At 62.7% G+C, this 15,951-nt stretch carries 12 protein-coding genes and 1 riboswitch; of the genes, 3 read left to right on the top strand and 9 right to left on the bottom strand.

The window, feature by feature from the left end:
• Positions 1–94: 94 nt before the first annotated feature.
• A complete protein-coding gene (locus tag AB5Y91_RS01065; RefSeq protein ID WP_262110826.1) occupies positions 95–1,516 on the bottom strand; it encodes a sigma-54 dependent transcriptional regulator in 1,422 nt (473 codons plus the stop codon).
• Between the two features lie 254 nt (positions 1,517–1,770).
• On the bottom strand, positions 1,771–2,619 hold the full coding sequence (locus AB5Y91_RS01070) for a DUF2726 domain-containing protein (RefSeq protein WP_303807863.1): 849 nt from the start codon (positions 2,617–2,619) through the stop codon (positions 1,771–1,773).
• A gap of 257 nt (positions 2,620–2,876) precedes the next feature.
• Between AB5Y91_RS01070 and AB5Y91_RS01075 the strand changes: the two genes are divergently transcribed.
• From AB5Y91_RS01075 to ppx, 3 genes are all read left to right on the top strand, one after another.
• On the top strand, positions 2,877–3,389 hold the full coding sequence (locus AB5Y91_RS01075) for a glycine cleavage system protein R (protein WP_368168869.1): 513 nt from the start codon (positions 2,877–2,879) through the stop codon (positions 3,387–3,389).
• A 76-nt stretch (positions 3,390–3,465) separates the two neighbouring features.
• Positions 3,466–5,535: a polyphosphate kinase 1 gene (ppk1, locus tag AB5Y91_RS01080; RefSeq protein WP_111910114.1), complete on the top strand. Its 2,070-nt coding sequence runs from the start codon at positions 3,466–3,468 to the stop codon at positions 5,533–5,535.
• On the top strand, positions 5,525–7,015 hold the full coding sequence (gene ppx, locus AB5Y91_RS01085) for an exopolyphosphatase (RefSeq protein WP_025327529.1): 1,491 nt from the start codon (positions 5,525–5,527) through the stop codon (positions 7,013–7,015). The genes ppk1 and ppx overlap by 11 nt, the downstream gene beginning before the upstream one ends.
• Before the next feature lie 58 nt (positions 7,016–7,073).
• Here ppx and mgtE read toward each other — a convergent pair whose 3' ends face one another.
• The 7 genes from mgtE to flgG all read right to left on the bottom strand — a co-directional run bounded on the left by mgtE (position 7,074) and on the right by flgG (position 15,948).
• Complete coding sequence (gene mgtE / locus AB5Y91_RS01090) at positions 7,074–8,417, bottom strand: magnesium transporter (protein WP_106886363.1); 1,344 nt, start codon at positions 8,415–8,417, stop codon at positions 7,074–7,076.
• Between the two features lie 124 nt (positions 8,418–8,541).
• Positions 8,542–8,711: riboswitch (M-box (ykoK) riboswitch) on the bottom strand.
• A 156-nt stretch (positions 8,712–8,867) separates the two neighbouring features.
• Complete coding sequence (gene flgL, locus AB5Y91_RS01095) at positions 8,868–10,076, bottom strand: flagellar hook-associated protein FlgL (RefSeq protein ID WP_163149759.1); 1,209 nt, start codon at positions 10,074–10,076, stop codon at positions 8,868–8,870.
• A gap of 3 nt (positions 10,077–10,079) precedes the next feature.
• Positions 10,080–12,068: a flagellar basal body rod C-terminal domain-containing protein gene (locus tag AB5Y91_RS01100; RefSeq protein ID WP_368168870.1), complete on the bottom strand. Its 1,989-nt coding sequence runs from the start codon at positions 12,066–12,068 to the stop codon at positions 10,080–10,082.
• Positions 12,069–12,071: 3 nt separating this feature from the next.
• Positions 12,072–13,184, bottom strand: coding sequence for a flagellar assembly peptidoglycan hydrolase FlgJ (gene flgJ, locus AB5Y91_RS01105; protein WP_368168871.1), 1,113 nt, complete (start codon positions 13,182–13,184; stop codon positions 12,072–12,074).
• 118 nt (positions 13,185–13,302) lie between these two features.
• Positions 13,303–14,400, bottom strand: coding sequence for a flagellar basal body P-ring protein FlgI (locus AB5Y91_RS01110; RefSeq protein ID WP_234569703.1), 1,098 nt, complete (start codon positions 14,398–14,400; stop codon positions 13,303–13,305).
• A gap of 61 nt (positions 14,401–14,461) precedes the next feature.
• Positions 14,462–15,133 carry a flagellar basal body L-ring protein FlgH gene (gene flgH / locus AB5Y91_RS01115; protein ID WP_111910119.1) on the bottom strand — a complete coding sequence of 224 codons (672 nt, stop codon included), beginning with the start codon at positions 15,131–15,133 and terminating at the stop codon, positions 14,462–14,464.
• Between the two features lie 26 nt (positions 15,134–15,159).
• Positions 15,160–15,948, bottom strand: coding sequence for a flagellar basal-body rod protein FlgG (flgG, locus tag AB5Y91_RS01120; protein WP_033131136.1), 789 nt, complete (start codon positions 15,946–15,948; stop codon positions 15,160–15,162).
• Between the last annotated feature and the right edge of the window lie 3 nt (positions 15,949–15,951).

Genomic DNA, 15,951 nt, shown 5'->3' on the forward strand with positions numbered 1-15,951 from the left:
CAAACTGGCGATTGGGTCAGCTTATTCAATTTCCATGCCAGTAAATTACTGGTTATATATCAATACCTTGAATCTGGCCGTCAAAGCATTGACCTCAGTTGTCCTTGCTCATGCCGTATTTTTTCATCTTCTCAACCAGGGTGGTGCGGCGCATGCTCAGCAGGTCGGCGGCCCGGGCCACCACCCCGTCCTGGGACTCCAGGGCCTGACGGATCAGCTCCACCTCGAGATCCGCCAGCATCTCCTTGAGATTGAGCCCCTCCTGGGGTAGCTGCATGGGCAGCGGCGCGGCAAGGCCGGGATCCAGCACAGGAGGTGTCTGGAACACGGCGGCCAGGGCATCCCGCTCGTCCATCTCGGTGAGCCGCTCGTCCCTGGGCTCGCTTGGCAGCAGACGGTAGCGACCGGGCAAGTCCGCCACGTCGATGATCTGGTTCGGGTAGAGGATCAACAACCGCTCGATGAGGTTCGACAGCTCCCGCACGTTGCCAGGCCAGGGGTACTGCATCAGGGATTCCATGGCCCGCTGGGTCAGGCGGATGATCCCCCTGTGCTGTTCCGCATGGCGGTTGAGCAGCTCCTGCAGCAGCAAGGGGATGTCGTCGCAGCGCTCGCGCAGGGGCGGCGTCTCTATGGGGAAGACGTTGAGGCGATAGTAGAGATCCTCACGGAAACCCTGGGTGCGGATCATCGCCTCCAGATCCCTGTGGGTAGCCGCTATGATGCGCACATCGGCCTGGATGGGCTTGCCGCCCCCGACCCTGTCGAACAGTCGCTCCTGCAGCACCCGCAGCAGCTTGACCTGCATCGGCAGCGGCATGTCGCCAATCTCGTCGAGGAACAAGGTGCCCCCCTGGGCCAGCTCGAAGCGGCCGCGACGGGCTGCGATGGCGCCGGTGAAGGCCCCCTTCTCGTGGCCAAACAGCTCGCTCTCCAGGAGCTCCGCCGGAATGGCGCCGCAGTTGATGGGTACGAAGGGGCCCGAGCTTCGGGCAGAGAGCTCGTGGATGGCGCGGGCCACCACCTCCTTGCCGGTCCCGGATTCCCCCAGGATCAGCACGTTGGCATCTGTCTGTGCCACCTGGCCTATGAGGCGGCGCACCTCCTGGATCCCCCGCCCCTTGCCCACCAGCAGTCGCAACAGGGTCTGGCCCTTGTCGTGCACCTGCTGGCGGGGATGGAGGGAGATGAAGGCCTGACAGAAGTGCAGGTGGCGCGTCAGGGACTCATAGGTATAGGGCTCGTCGCTGCCGCCGATGAAGTTGCTGTTGGGGTGATCCGCCTGCATCAGGGAGAGGAAGGGGATGCGGGGGAAGGCGGCCAGCAGCTCGCCGAGGGAGCGCTCCAGCAGCTTGCCCGTCAGTATCCCTTGCAGCGGACCGGAGGATTCGATGGCCACATCGAGATCGGCTTCCACCACCTCCTGCCAGGGGATCCCCATGAAGGAGAGCACGGTTCCCAGTTGCTGACGCCGCTGTTCATCGGCATCAACGATCAACACCCCCATAGCCATCATAATTTATCTTCCTTACACACCTGACGCCAAGTTATTGTTTTTTAAGTGCTTATGATATTGAGCTATGCACTGTGTTGCAGAGGGCACAAAGTGCCAAAATTCTGGCGGTTTGTCAAAACTTGTCGCGATCAGCGCGATCCGACCGGGATGGGGATCACACTCAGACAGCCTCTGTCGGCCAGGTGCCCAGGGACGGGGTGGAAAACGGTGCAGGAGGTGCAAGGCGCCGACCGCAGCCGGCGCCAGAGAGGGGATCAGTGCCTGGCCTGCTCCTGGGGGGCGGCGTAACGGCACTCGGGGAAACGGCTGCAGGCCAGGAACAGGCGGCCGGCATGGGGACCCTTTTTCGCTTCCCGGGCAACCAGGGGCGCCGCGCAACGGGGGCAGTGGGGCGCCGAGGCGGAGGCGTCCTCCTCTTCCTCGTCCGGGCCGATGAAGGGGTTGTCCATCAGCACCGGCTCCTGCTCGTCAAGCTGGGGCGGCTCGGCCTGTGGCGCCCTGGGCATGCGCCCCCCGTGGTGGGAGGCACTCAAGTCCACACCATCGAGCAGCAAGGGGTTGAAGGTCGGCTCGCGGCGCTCTCCCGGCAACAGATCCTCCACCGGGAGGCTCGTCTTGACCAGCAGGGGCAGCAACAGCTCGCGCAGCTCCTCGACCTGATAATGGCTGCTGGCCGGGATCTGCAGCAGCGGCAGGCCGGCACTGTCACAGGCGGACTTCAGCAAGAGATCCCGCACCTTGCGTTTCTGGTGGCGATGGGCACTGTCATCGAGTTCGACGGCGCAGAGGAAGGAGAGATCCGTCGGGTGGCAGAGCAGATAGTCAAAGCGCTTGGCGCTGATCATGTCGAACGCCTGCTGCCACTTGCCCTTGCCCAGGCGCGCCTGGGGGGTCAGCACATCCGCCACCCTGACCTTGGCAAAGACCCGGGCCTGGTCGCCGACCGCCAAGTCCAGCACCCCGAGGAAGGCGCGCTCAGCCGGGCTGAACAGGGTCTCCTGCAGCTCGTAGGGCTCGGCCTTGCCCCTCTTGCTCCTGCGCCAGAGGATCACCAGCAGGAGCAGCACCAACAACACGGATCCCGATACGACAAGGCTATTCATAAACACATACCCCGTTCACAAGACATATCCAGTTCATCAAACACGAAGGGGCAACACTCTACCACGGGGGAACCCCGGCAGGCAGAGCTGAAATCACCGCCGCTCCGGCATTCGCGTTTTTTCACTAAATTTGCGTGGGGCGGGCTTCATATGGCCTGTCGCAGCAGGCACAATGCTAGAGCCTATGGACGTTTCGGCGCACAGAGTCGCAGCCAGACGTCAACCGACCCCAGGCAGTCCCATTCAAGGAGAGCAGGATGCAAAAGCAATTGGTCGTCACCGTGATCGGCGCAGACAAGCCCGGCATAGTCGAGAGCCTGGCCGACACCATCACCCGGCAGCAGGGCAACTGGCTGGCCAGCTCCATGAGCGAACTGGCGGGGCAGTTTGCCGGCATCCTGCACGTCGCCGTGCCGGACGAACACTACCGCAGCCTGTGCGAGGCGCTGGTGATGCTGCCGGGTCTCACCGTGAGCTTCGCCGAAGGCCAGCTCAGCCCCGAGCCCGCCCATCAGCTGATGCTGAGCGTCACCGGCAACGACAGGCCCGGCATAGTCCACGAGGTGGCCAGCATATTGCGTCAGCTCAACATCAACGTCGCCGACCTCACCACGGGGTGCGAGCCGGCCCCCCACTCCGGGGCTCCGCTCTTCTATGCCCATGCCCTGGTGGCCCTGCCGCCCCAGCTCGAACTCGACGATCTGATCACGGCGCTGGAGTCCCTCTCCGACGATCTGGTGGTCGACATCGATCACAATCTGACCGAATAACGCGGGTTGTCATAAATTTGTCATGGTTTGACGCCATAACTTCCGCGCAGACGCAACCTGAGTACAGAGGCACCAGATGAGCACCGACAAGCAGTATGAAGAGAAAGAGCTTAGCTGGCTCTCATTCAATGAACGGGTGTTGCAAGAGGCAATGGACAAGACGGTCCCCCTCATCGAGCGGGTCCGTTTTCTGGGGATCTTCTCCTCCAACCAGGATGAGTTCTTCAAGGTACGGGTCTCGGACGTCAAGCGCCGCATCCTCATCAACGAGGTGCACGGTGGCGATGACGAGGCCAAGGTGTTGCTGCGCGCCATCCAGCAGAAGGTGATGGCGCTCGGCGAGGCGTTTGACAACACCTACAAGGAGTTGCTGATCGCCCTGGCCCGCCACAACATCTTCCTGGTCAACGAGAACCAGCTCTCCGAGTCGATCCAGCAGTGGCTGCGGGTCTTCTTCAGGGAGAAGGTGCTGCGCCACATCATCCCCATCCTCCTCAACAAGGAGGTCAACCCGGTCAAGTTCCTCAAAGACGAGCACACCTATCTCGCCATCGAGATGAAGAAGAACGGCCAGGTGATCCAGTACGCCCTGGTGGAGGTGCCGACCGACGATCTGCCCCGCTTCTTCCAGCTGCCGCCGGAGGGGACCCGCCGCAAGAAGCAGATCATCATCCTAGACAACGTCATCCGCTTCTGTCTCGACGAGATCTTCAAGGGCTTCTTCGACTACGACGAGATAGCGGCCTATGCGGTCAAGCTGACCCGGGATGCCGAATACGATCTCTCAGACCAGCTGGACCTCAGCCTGGTGGACAAGATGAGTGATGGCCTCAAGCAGCGCCTCACCGCCATGCCGGTGCGCTTCGTCTACGAGCGGGAGATGCCCGCCGCCATGATTAGCTTCCTGAAACTCAAGCTGCAGATCAGCTCCTACGACGCCATCATGCCGGGTGGGCGCTATCACAACTTCAAGGATTTCATCGGCTTCCCCAACGTGGGCCGGGACTATCTGGAAAACCCCAAGCTGCCGGCCCTCGATTGCCGCGATTTCGACGGTTTCGTCAACGCCTTCGACGCCATCACCAAGCAGGACATACTGCTCTACTACCCCTATCACAAGTTCCACCACTTCACCGAGCTGGTGCGCCAGGCGGCGTTCGATCCGGCGGTGAGCGCCATTCGCATCAATATCTACCGGGTCGCCAAGAAGTCGCGGATCATCCACTCCCTCATCGACGCCGCCAACAACGGCAAGAAGGTGACAGTGGTGGTGGAGCTGCGCGCCCGCTTCGACGAGGCGGCCAACATCGACTGGGCCAACATTTTGACCGATGCGGGGGTCAAGGTGGTGTTCGGGGTGCCGAGCCTCAAGATCCACTCCAAGCTCTGCCTCATCACCCGGCACGAGCATGGGGAAGCGGTGCGCTACGCCCATATCGGCACCGGCAACTTCAACGAGAAGACCGCCAAGATCTACACCGACTTCTCCCTGCTGACCCGCCACCCGGACATCACAGCCGAGGTGGAGGGGGTGTTCGAATACATCGAGTACCCCTATAAACGCTACAAATTCAACCACCTGCTGGTCTCCCCCATCAACAGCCGCCGCCAGCTCTACCGTCTCATCGACAGCGAGCTGGCCAACGCCAAGGCGGGCCAGCCCAGCGGCATCACGCTCAAGATCAACAACCTGGTGGACAGAGACCTCATCAACCGCCTCTATGCCGCCGGTCAGGCGGGGGTGCCCATCCAGATGATCATCCGCGGCATGTGCGCCCTGCGTCCCGGGGTGCCGGGCCTCAGTGACAACATCCAGGTCATCAGCATCATAGACCGCTTCCTCGAGCATCCCAGGGTGATGGTGTTCCACAACAAGGGCAACCCCCAGCTGTTCATCTCCAGCGCCGACTGGATGAGCCGCAACATCGACGGCCGCATCGAGGTGGGCACCCCCATCTACGACGATCGGCTGAAACAACGCATCCTGGACATCCTCGAACTGCAGCTGAGCGACACCTGCAAGGCGCGCGTCATCGATGCGGACCAGAAGAACGAATACGTGAAGCGGGGCAACCGCCGCAAGATTCGCTCCCAGGTTGCGATTTACGACTATCTCAAACGTATCGAGTCAAACAATGGACAATAGTCTGTACGCCGCTGTCGATCTGGGGTCGAACAGCTTCCACATGGTCATCGCCCGCCTCAACGAGGGGCGGATGCAGATCGTCGATCGCATCAAGGAGCGGGTTCGCCTCGCCGAAGGGATGGATGAACAGCGCCGCATGTCGGCGGAAGCCATGGCCCGGGGGCTCGACTGTCTCGCCCTGTTCGCCGAGCGGCTGACCAACATCAAGCCGGATCAGATCCGCATCGCCGGCACCTACACCCTGCGCCGCGCCAGCAACGCCCGCGACTTCGTGCGCGAGGCGGCCGAGGTTTTGAACCATCCCATCGAGATCATCAGCGGCCAGGAAGAGGCGCGCCTCATCTATCAGGGGGTCGCCCATACCCAGCACATCGAAGGCCAGGTGCTGGTGGTGGATATCGGCGGCGGCAGCACCGAACTCATCATAGGCGAGGGCTTCGAACACAAGGCCCTCACCAGCCGCAAGATGGGCTGCGTCAGCTTCACCCAGAGTTTCTTTGCCAATGGCAAGCTGAGCGAGAAGGCCTTCAACAGCGCAGTGCTGGAGGCGCAGCACCAGCTCGCCCCCATCATCAACCAGTACCGCAAGCTGGGCTGGCAGAGCTGCCTCGGCAGCTCGGGCTCCATTCGCACAGTGCGCGACGTCTTGCAGGGGGAAGAGTGGACCGATGGCGCCATCACGCTAGCGGGACTGGAGCGGCTGAAAGAAGAGATGCTCAGGCACAAACGGGTCGACCAGCTCAAACTCGCCGGCCTCACCGAGGAGCGCCAGGGGGTCTTTGCCGCCGCAGTGGCCATACTGCTCGGGCTCTTCACCTCATTGCCCATCGATCGGATGGAGTACTCCGACGGCGCCCTGCGCGAGGGGCTGCTCTATGAGTTCGAGGAGCGGCTGCAGCACCACGACATTCGCGAGCGCACCGCCCTGGCCCTCAGCTCTCACTATCACATCGACAAGCGCCAGGCCACCCGGGTGGAGCAGAGCGTGCTGGCCCTGTTTGATGCCCTGAGCGATCCCTGGGAGATGCCCATCGAGCCCTATCGCGCCATCCTAGGCTGGGCGGCGCGGCTGCATGAGATTGGTCTGGCCATCAACTACAGCGGCATCCATCGCCACTCCGCCTACATTCTGCAGAACACGGATCTGCCCGGCTTCAACCAGGACGATCAGGCCCTGCTGGCGGCCCTGGTGCGCTTCCAGCGCAAGGGGCTCAAGCTCTCCGAGCTGCCCGCCCTGCCCAACCACGACGAGCAGACGGTGCTGCGCTGCATCCGCATACTGCGCCTCGCGGTGGCGGCCCACCACAGGCGCCAGGACAACCTGCTGCCAGAGTGGCGGGTGCAGGCCGCCGGGGATCAGCTGGTGGTCACCCTGCCAACCGACTGGTGCGAGGAGAACCGCCTGCTGATCCAGAACCTGGAGAAGGAGCACCGCTATTGCCAGGAGCAGGGCTGGCCCCTGCTGTTCCAGCTCGGGTGATCGTTCACCTCAAACGAAAAAAGGCAGCCGATGGCTGCCTTTTTGCTTTCTGTCGTTGTCACTGCAGCTCGGGCAGCAGCCACTTGGCGATTTCGAAATAGATGATGAGGCCGGTGCCATCCACCAGGGTCGAGATGAAGGGGGCCGACACCACGGCCGGATCGATGCGCAGCCGACGCAGCACCATGGGGATGATGGAGGCGACCGTCGCGCTCCAGAGCACTATGGCGATGATGGTGAGGGTGACCACCATGCCGATCTCGGGGCCCACTCCCAGGCTCCAGGCCCGCACCCAGGCCGCGATGGCGATGGCCACCGAGATGAGCAGACCGGTGGAGAGCTCCTTCTTCAGCACTGTGCCGAGATTGCGCAGACTCACCTCCCCCACCGCCATGGCCCGCACTATGGTGGTGGTGATCTGGGTGCCGCTGTTGCCGCCGGTGCCGATGAGCAGCGGGATAAAGAAGGCCAGGGCGATAGCCGCCTCCAGTTGCTCCTCGAAGGCCCGCAGCACTGTGCCCGTATAGGCCTCCGCCACGAACAGGATGAGCAGCCAGCCCACCCGCTTGCGCCAAAGCTGCCAGGGAGTGGCCTGCAGATAGGGGGTATCCAGGGGGGATGAGCCCCCCTGCAACTCCGCATCCTCGGTGGATTCGAGCTCCAGGATGTCGGCGGCGTCATCCACGTGGAAGACCCCCACCAGACGCCCCTGATCCTCCACCGGCAGGGTCGAGATGTCGCGATCGATCAGCAGACGGGCGGCCAGCTCCTGATCCGCCCGAGCATTGATCCGCACCGCCTCCCGCTCCATCAGCTCGCTCACCGGCCGCAGGGGATCGGCGATCAGCAGGGACTTGAGGGAGACGCTGCCGAGCAGGCGCCGCTCGCCGTCGACCACATAGAGGTGCTGAAACAGCTGGGCCTTGTCCCAGGCGTCGTGGATCAGCCGCTTGGCGCTCTCCACCGTGGTCCCCTGGTCGACTGCCAGGTACTCGTGGCGCATGTTGGCACCGACCGACTCGCTCGGCCAGTCCAGCAGGGAGGCGTAGATGGCCTGCGCCTGGGTCGGGAAGCGGGCCAGCAGCCTGGTGCGATCCTGAGAGCCCAACTTGCGCAAGATGGCCACCATATCGCGCCGGGGAATGGCCTCCTGCAGCACGCCCACTATGCTGCCATGCAGGCGCAGCAGCAGTTGGCCTGCGCTCTCCGCCGACAGGGAGGCGAGCAGGGCGGCTCCTCGCGGCGCAGGCAGGGTATCGAAGACGCAGTTGAGCTCTTCCGGGCGCAGGGTCAGCAGTTGATCGGCACGCTGCACCGGGTCCAGGTTGTGGTCTAGCCAGCCCTGCAGGGCGGCGAGATCGAGCAGTTGATGACGGTTGAGCAGGGTGTGTGTTTTCTTCATCACAGATATCCTCATGTGATTTCAGGCAGGGCCTGAAGGCAACCGGCTCGCACCGGTCGCTGTCGACAAGAAAACAGCAATTTGATTGACGAGTAACAGGCAGGAAATGACGCCGTCCGGCGTGTCTTCATCCCCACGTACCAGCTTTAGCACTGCATAACGTATCCGGCACGCCGGAAGCCACTTGGGTTGACACCTTAATCCGATGAAAACTGTCCTGATCTTGGGCGTCTCTGGACGTCGTGAGATCAGTGGCCTGTGTTTATGCAGGAGCCTCGCCTAACGAGATGCTGCGAAAAATGCGCGCCACCTGGGTGGTGCGGGCGGCATCATCTGTCCGGGGCCTCCCCGAGTCAAGGCCATTGGGCTGCTGGCAACGGGTTGTTACAAATTGGAGGGGAAAAGGGGCAGTAGGTAGAGCGGACTCCCCCTGCCCGGGGGAGCCAGCCATCAGCGGATGTAATCGAACAGGGTCAGCTTGCTTATCTTGCCGAAGGCGAGCTGGGAGGCGCTCATGGCCGCGTCCTCCTTGGAGAGCGCCGCAATCACCTCGTACATGTCCGCCTCGGAGACCTTGGCCCGCGCCTGCTGGTTCAGGGTACTGAGGCCGTCGTTCGACCCCATCACCTGCTCCAAGCTGTTCATCCGGCCACCCAGCTCGCCGAGCCCTCTGTCTATCTTAGTCCTGGCGTTGTTCATGTGGGTGGTGGCATCCGCCACCGCCAGCTGGAAGCCGTCAGCCGAGAGGCTGGGGTCGCGCAGGGCGGTGAGGAAATCGGACATGCCGTTGAGCACGCTGTCGTTCTTCGGCTTGTCCAGCACTAAGGTCTGATCCGCCCCCCCTGCCGGCAGGTCCAGGGTCAGCTCCAGCCCGTTGAAGGCTATCTTGTTGCCCGCGCTGTAGTCCCCGTCCTGGATCAGGCCACCGCCGCTGTCCCGGATCTCGTACCTGTCCGGCGGTCCCACCTGAGTGCTCACTGTGAACTGGTTGCTGGCAAGAGACGAATCGTAGTTGTTGCGATAGAAGCTCTCGAAGTTCCCCTGATCCCCCACCCCCACCTTGATGTTGGCGCTGGTACCACTGGCGGTGCGCCGGGTCGCCACCATCTCGAACAGATCGAAGCCGGAGTCATTGGCCGGGATCTGCACAGTGGAGGAGACCTGGATGCTGCGCTGCCCGGTGTCCCCCTGGAACACATAGTTGCCGCTCGCATCTTTCACGAAGGGCTGGGTCTTGCTCTGGTTGCCGCCGAAGATGAACTCCCCCTGGGAGTTCTTGCTGTTCATCAGATCGAACATCTGCTTTTGCAGCCCCTCCAGCTCGCTCGCGATGGCGTTGCGCTCCTCCGAACCCATGGCCGAGCTGTTCGCCTTCTGGATCAGGGTCTGGGCGCTCAGCATGGCGTTGTTGAGGGAGGTGAGCACAGTCTCCTCGTGGCCCAGGCTGTTCTCCAGCAGGCTGCCGTTGACACCGTACTGCTTGAAGAGATCGATCTCCTTGGTCAGCGCCAGCTTCTGGCTCATGCCGGCGGGGTCCTCCCCCGCCCGGGAGAATTTGTCCCCCGAGATCAGCTGCTCATAGGCGGTATTCTGACGCTCGCTGACCTTACCCATGGAGGCAAGGTTGCGGTCATAGATCATGTTGGTGGTGATGCGCATGACTTACCTCACGGAAGACAACAGGGTATCGAAGATGGTCTTGGCGGTATTGACTATCTGGGCCGAGGCCGCATAGGACTGCTGGAAGCGGATGAGGTTGGCCGCTTCCTCCTCCAGGTTGACCCCGGAGACACTCTCGAAGATGGCGGTGCTCTGGGTCAGCTTGGCCTCATTGGCCTGCAGCAGCGTCTTGGCCTGGCTGGCCTTGTTGCCCACCCCGGTCACCAGGGCGCTGTAGGCGTCGTTGAAGGTCATCTTGTCGTTGCTGGTGGCGGCGTTGTTGTTCTTGCGCACCAGCTCCTTGTTCTGCAGCTCCGCCAGCGCCAGCCCGTTGCCGTTGTCGGCAAAGCCATCCTTGTTGTAGCTCAGGGTGAAGCTGTCGTTTGCCTCCACCTTGCCGGTGATGCTGAAGTCGTAGCCCGGGGTCAGGGCCGGCACTATGGGCGTCCCCAGCGGCATCTCGAGGGCGGACATCAGGTTCTGCCCCTTGCTGGAGGCAGGGGCCACCCCGAGCAGGTTGTTGTTCTTGTCATAGACCTCGTAGTTGCCGCTGCCGTCGATCTTGATGACCTGGGGAGCGTTCGGGTCCAGGCTGTTGGTGCCAAAGCCCGACCCCGTGCCTGTGTTGTAGACGCTGTTCACCTTGATCTCGCCCGAGCCCAGGTTCTGGGAATTCTTGTCCGCCTTGATGGGGGATGCCAGGGCAATGTCTTCCGGCCTGGTGGCGGCCTGATCCATGCCGGCGGCGGCGTGCTTGGTGGGTTGCAGCACTATCTTGTCGCCCCCGACCGGGGTGCCGGACAGGTCGATCTCGATGCCGTGCCCCGCCACCTCGAACTTGGCGGGGGGGGTGGTGCCAGTCGCCACCGAGGTCCGCTGGCCTGAGCCGTCGATGGAGAAGACCTCATAACCGGTGGCGCTGTTGAACTGCACTTCGTAATCGAAGGTGGTCACCTCTGAGCCCTTGCCGGGCACGAAGTTGACGCTGGCCGCCCCGTTGCCCTGGTTGCCGGCATAGGGGAGCCCCTGGCTCCCCTTGAGGGAGAAGAGATCCCCCCCCAGCTCGTTGTCCAGATCCATGCCGAGGCGGTTCTGCTGGTTCATGGCATCGGCCATGGCGGCCGCCAGTTGCCCCAGCTCCCGCTTGGCGGGCTCCAGATCGTTGCGCGCCGTGAAGAGGCCGCCGATGGCGCCCCCCAGATCCTTGTCATTGATGTTGGCCTGGTTGGCCCCCAGGGTGAGTTGCAGCCTCGCATCCCGGGAGTCCGGGCTGCCCGGCACCACCTTGAACTGGGCCACGCCGCCGTCCAGCACCAGGGAGTGCCCCGTGCTCATGTTGACCAGCATGCTGCCGTTGGGCTGGGTCACTGTGCGGACTTCCATCTTCTCGGATAGCTGGCGGATAGCCTCGTCACGCTGATCGAACAGCATCAGGTTCTCCTCCGGCGAGCCCTGGGTGCGGACTATGGCCTGGTTCAGATCGTTGATGCTGTTGAGCAGGCTGTTCACCCTGTCCGTCTCGTCCCCTATGGTGGAGTTGATGGTGTCGCTCTGTTTGTCGAGCTGGGCGGAGAGGGTGTGGAAGCGATCAACCATGCCGCTGAGCTCGCTCAGGGTGGTCTTGCGCCCGCCCACTTCCGCCGGCGATTCGTTGGCGGTGTGGAAGGCCTTGAAGTAGGAGGTGATGGTGGTGCCCACGCTGTTGCTGGCATCCCCCAGCAGGCTGTCGAGCTGGAACAGCTGATCGTAGCGCGAGCCTGCGGCATGGTAGGCGGAGGTATCGCGGCGCACCTCAGCCTGGGCGTAGGCGTTGATGACCCGCTCGCTCACCATGTCGCCCGTGCCCAATCCGACGGAATTGGTGTAGATCAGGGTGCGTTCACGTACATAGCCCTGGCTGTTGACGTTCACTATGTTGTTACTGGTGGTCTGCAGCAGTCGCTGCTGGGCCAATACACCCGAAGTCCCGATTCCAAGCAGATCGCTTGCCATAGCTTACAGCTCCATCTCTGTGTTCCTGGTCGCAACGTTGCCGGGCATCGAGTAGCCGGCGATGGCATCACTGCGCAACACTTGTTTAAGTTTGCTGGCGTACTGGGGATCGGTGGCATAACCGGCCTGCTGCAGCGCTTCGAAGTAGCGATCCGGGCTGTCCACCTTGGCCAGCGCCCCCTTGTAGCGGGTCCCCGAGGTCAGGAAGTCCACATAGTCGTTGAAGCTCTCTTCAAACGACTCGTAGGAGCGAAACGCCGCCTTCTGGCGCGACGCCACCCCTTGCTCGTACTCCAGGGTGCTCACCACGGCCTTGGGCCCCTCCCAACGGGGATCGGCCTTGATGCCGAACAGGTTGTGGCTCATCTGCCCTTCCCCATCCTTGATCACCCGCTTGCCCCAGCCGCTCTCAAGGGCGGCCTGGGCCACCAGTACCGCCGGGCTCAGTCCCAGCTTGTCCGCCGCCTTCTTGGCCAGCGGCATCAGACGCTCGACGAACTCCTCCGGACTGTCGAACACCTTGGCGCTCTCATCCAGGGCCGAGGCCCGCGGGCTGCTGCCCATGGGAGGCACGGTGCGATGGGGGCGTCTGGGCAGGTTCAACGGAGACTCGGCCCCATTCAGCTCACCCTTCATCTCGCTCCTCATCTCGTTATCAGCAAAATCTTTGCCAACTTTGGAGGCTGCGATCAGATCGTTGGAGGCGCTGGGGGCTTCATAGGGTTTGTAGACCCGCTCGGTGCGCTGGGGCAGCTTGAGAACCCGGCCGTCGTTATGGGTGAAGGTCTTCTCGGGAGAGAACTGCTTGGCCACCATCTCGGCGATGCCAAGACCCCCCTTGCTCGACATATCGGAGACCCGCTGCTCGTCCAGCATCCCCTCGTAGAACTGGGTGTAGCTGCTGTTCATCGGGTTGTCCTGGGTCAACACCGAGTTGGCCTGGCGCATCCCCTTGAACAGGGTCTGGGTGAAGATGGACTCGAACTGGCGGGCCGCCGCCATCAGTGCCTCTTGCTTCCCTTCCTTGCTGTGGCTCATCTGGCGCAGCTTGTCCAGGTTCTGAACGTCCTGCACCATGCCAAGATTGATACCACTCTGGGTGTCGAACTCTGCCATAACCTTCCTCTTTGCCGCCCGTGGCAACCTCTTGCCGCTCAAGAAATGACTGTATTACCTGTTGGCTCTCTGGGCTGGCTGCTGCGCCGCCAACCCAGAGACTCGCCGGGACAGCCTGTTACAAGATGACCAGCTGTCCCTGAATGGCGCCCGCCTGCTGAAGGGCCTCCAGGATAGCCATCAGATCCCCCGGGGCTATCCCCACCTGATTCACCGCCCGCACCAGATCGTCCAGGGTCGCCCCCGTGTCGAGCTTGAACATACGCCCCGGATCCTGCTGCACGTTGATGGTGGAGTTGTTGGTGACCGCCGTCTCGCCCCCCGCCAGCGGATTGGGCTGGGAGACCTGCTGGTTCTCGGCGATGGTGACCGTCAGGCCCCCATGGCTGATGGCGGCGGGCCGCAGCTTGACCTCGCTGCCGATGACTATGGTGCCGGTGCGCGAGTTGACGATGATCTTGGCGGACTCGGTGGCCGGATCCACTTCCAGGTTTTCGATGGTCGCGAGGTAGGAGACCCGCTGGCTCGGATCCCGCGGGGCAAACACCTTGATGGAGGTGGCGTCCAGGGCCTGGGCCGTGTTGGGACCCACCAGATCGTTGACCACGTCGGCTACCCGGCGGGCCGTGGTGAAGTCGGGCCGGTTCAGGTTGAAGGTGATGGTGTCCCCCTGGGAGAAGGAGTTCGGCACTTCACGCTCCACTGTCGCCCCGTTGGCGATGCGCCCCACTGTCGGGGTATTGACCACCACCTTGGAGCCATCCGCCCCCTCGGCCCCGAGACCACCGACCACCAGGCTGCCCTGGGCCACCGCATAGACGCGGCCGTCCAGCCCCTTGAGGAAGGTCTGGAGCAGGGTGCCGCCCCGCAGACTCTTCGCCTCGCCGATGGCGGAGACGGTGACGTCTATGGTCTGGCCCGGCTTGGAGAAGGGGGGCAGATCGGCGTGAATGGCCACGGGCGCCACGTCCTTGATCTTGGGCTTGATGTTGTCCGGCACCTTGATGCCGAAGTTGTTGAGCATGGTCCTGAAGGTCTGCTCGGTGAAGGCGTTGTTCTTCTCGCCCGTGCCGGGCAGGCCCACCACCAGACCGTAGCCGATCAACTGGTTGCTGCGCACCCCTTCCACCGAGCTGAGATCCTTGATGCGGGAGGCGTGCGCCAGCCCAAGCGGCAAGATACAGCACAGCAGGCCGAGCAAACGGAGTCGGTTCATGACATCTCCTAACTAAACCATTCCGGCTTCGGGTCGCCACTGACGATCCGGAGCCCGAGTATTAAATGGGCCACCAGGGACCGTTGAAGAAGCTGGTCAGCCACCCCTGTTCCTGGGTGTTGGCCAGATCGCCGGTGCCGCCGTAATGGATGCGCGCATTGGCTACCCGCTGGGACGAGACGCTGTTCTCCGAACTCACGTCCTCTGGGCGCACCAGACCGGTGATGCGGATGTATTCGTTGCCGTTGTTGAGCATGATCCACTTCTCGCCGCGCACCAGCAGGTTGCCGTTCGGCAATACCTTGATCACGCTGACCGAGATGTTGCCCTGCAGGCTGTTGCTCTGATCCGCCTTGGCCTGGCCCTTGAACGCGCTGCTCTGGCCGATGGAAGCCGACAGATCATAGGCGCCTGCCGTCACCGGCACCCCGCCCAGAGTGACGGGTTCCAGCTCCATCTTGTTGTTCTTGCCGCTCTGGGTATTGGCCTTCTTCGACGCCGAGGTCGATTCCGCCAGCTCTATGGTGATGATGTCACCCACTCTATGGGCCTTGATGTCCGAGTAGATGCCGTTGACCTGTTCGGGCTGGAAGATGGCCCCGGTCGGGCGTACCGACACCGGCTCCGACTCGCCATACACGGGGGCGAATTCGGGGTCGTCGGGTCTGGCGGTATTGGGGGTGCTGGTACAGCCTGCCAGTGTCAGCAGGCCCAGCATCCATAGGGCTTTCATCATGGGCCTCCGCTTATGTTTCAGGATTAGGTGCGCTGGGTCAGGAAGGACATCATCGAGTCTACTGCCGAGATGACCTTGGAGTTCATCTCATAGACGCGCTGGGCCTGAATGAGGTTCACCAGCTCCTCGGTCACGTTGACGTTGGAGGTCTCCAGCATCCCCTGCTTGACGACCCCCAGGCCGTCCGCGCCGGCCGTGCCCTGGATGGGGGCGCCGCTCGACTGGGTCTCGAGGAACAAGTTCTCCCCCATGGGTTGCAGGCCGGTCGGGTTGACGAAGTCGGTGGTGTTGATCTGGCCCACCACCTGGGACTGACCATCCCCCTTGAGCTGGACGGACACCTGACCATCCTCCCCCACTGTCACGCTCTGGGCATTCTCGGGGATCTGGATCTCCGGCTGCAGCGGGTAGCCGTTGCCCGGGGTCACTATGGTGCCCTCGTCATTGAGGGTGAACTGGCCGTTGCGGGTGTAGGCCGCGCTGCCGTCCGGCAGCTGGATTTCGAAGTAGCCGCGGCCGCTTATCATCAGATCCAGGGAGTTGTCCGTGGTCTGGACGTTGCCCTGGCTGTGGTTTTTCTGGGTGGCGACCACCTTGGCCCCCGCCCCCAGCATCAGGCCGGAGGGCAGCTCGGTATCCGCCGAGGAGCGACCACCCGGCTGGTTGATGTTCTGATAGAGCAGATCCTCGAAGATGGCGCGGGCCTTCTTGTAGCCCACTGTGCTGGCGTTCGCCAGGTTGTTCGAGGTGACCGAAATGTTGGTCTGCTGGGCATCGAGGCCGGTCTTGCTGATCCAGAGTGCAGGATTCATTTC

This window comes from Aeromonas sp. R4-3 (assembly GCF_040908275.1).
Classification (GTDB): Bacteria; Pseudomonadota; Gammaproteobacteria; order Enterobacterales; family Aeromonadaceae; genus Aeromonas; species Aeromonas rivipollensis.

Excerpts from the sequence above, each read along its gene's own strand:
- ppx (WP_025327529.1), top strand. The coding sequence starts at position 5,525 with ATGGACAATAGTCTGTACGCCGCTGTCGATCTGGGGTCGAACAGCTTC.
- AB5Y91_RS01110 (WP_234569703.1), bottom strand. The coding sequence starts at position 14,400 with ATGAACCGACTCCGTTTGCTCGGCCTGCTGTGCTGTATCTTGCCGCTT.
- AB5Y91_RS01065 (WP_262110826.1), bottom strand. The coding sequence starts at position 1,516 with ATGATGGCTATGGGGGTGTTGATCGTTGATGCCGATGAACAGCGGCGT.
- mgtE (WP_106886363.1), bottom strand. The coding sequence starts at position 8,417 with ATGAAGAAAACACACACCCTGCTCAACCGTCATCAACTGCTCGATCTC.
- AB5Y91_RS01070 (WP_303807863.1), bottom strand. The coding sequence starts at position 2,619 with ATGAATAGCCTTGTCGTATCGGGATCCGTGTTGTTGGTGCTGCTCCTG.
- flgJ (WP_368168871.1), bottom strand. The coding sequence starts at position 13,184 with ATGGCAGAGTTCGACACCCAGAGTGGTATCAATCTTGGCATGGTGCAG.
- AB5Y91_RS01100 (WP_368168870.1), bottom strand. The coding sequence starts at position 12,068 with ATGGCAAGCGATCTGCTTGGAATCGGGACTTCGGGTGTATTGGCCCAG.
- flgH (WP_111910119.1), bottom strand. The coding sequence starts at position 15,133 with ATGAAAGCCCTATGGATGCTGGGCCTGCTGACACTGGCAGGCTGTACC.
- flgL (WP_163149759.1), bottom strand. The coding sequence starts at position 10,076 with ATGCGCATCACCACCAACATGATCTATGACCGCAACCTTGCCTCCATG.
- AB5Y91_RS01075 (WP_368168869.1), top strand. The coding sequence starts at position 2,877 with ATGCAAAAGCAATTGGTCGTCACCGTGATCGGCGCAGACAAGCCCGGC.
- flgG (WP_033131136.1), bottom strand. The coding sequence starts at position 15,948 with ATGAATCCTGCACTCTGGATCAGCAAGACCGGCCTCGATGCCCAGCAG.
- ppk1 (WP_111910114.1), top strand. The coding sequence starts at position 3,466 with ATGAGCACCGACAAGCAGTATGAAGAGAAAGAGCTTAGCTGGCTCTCA.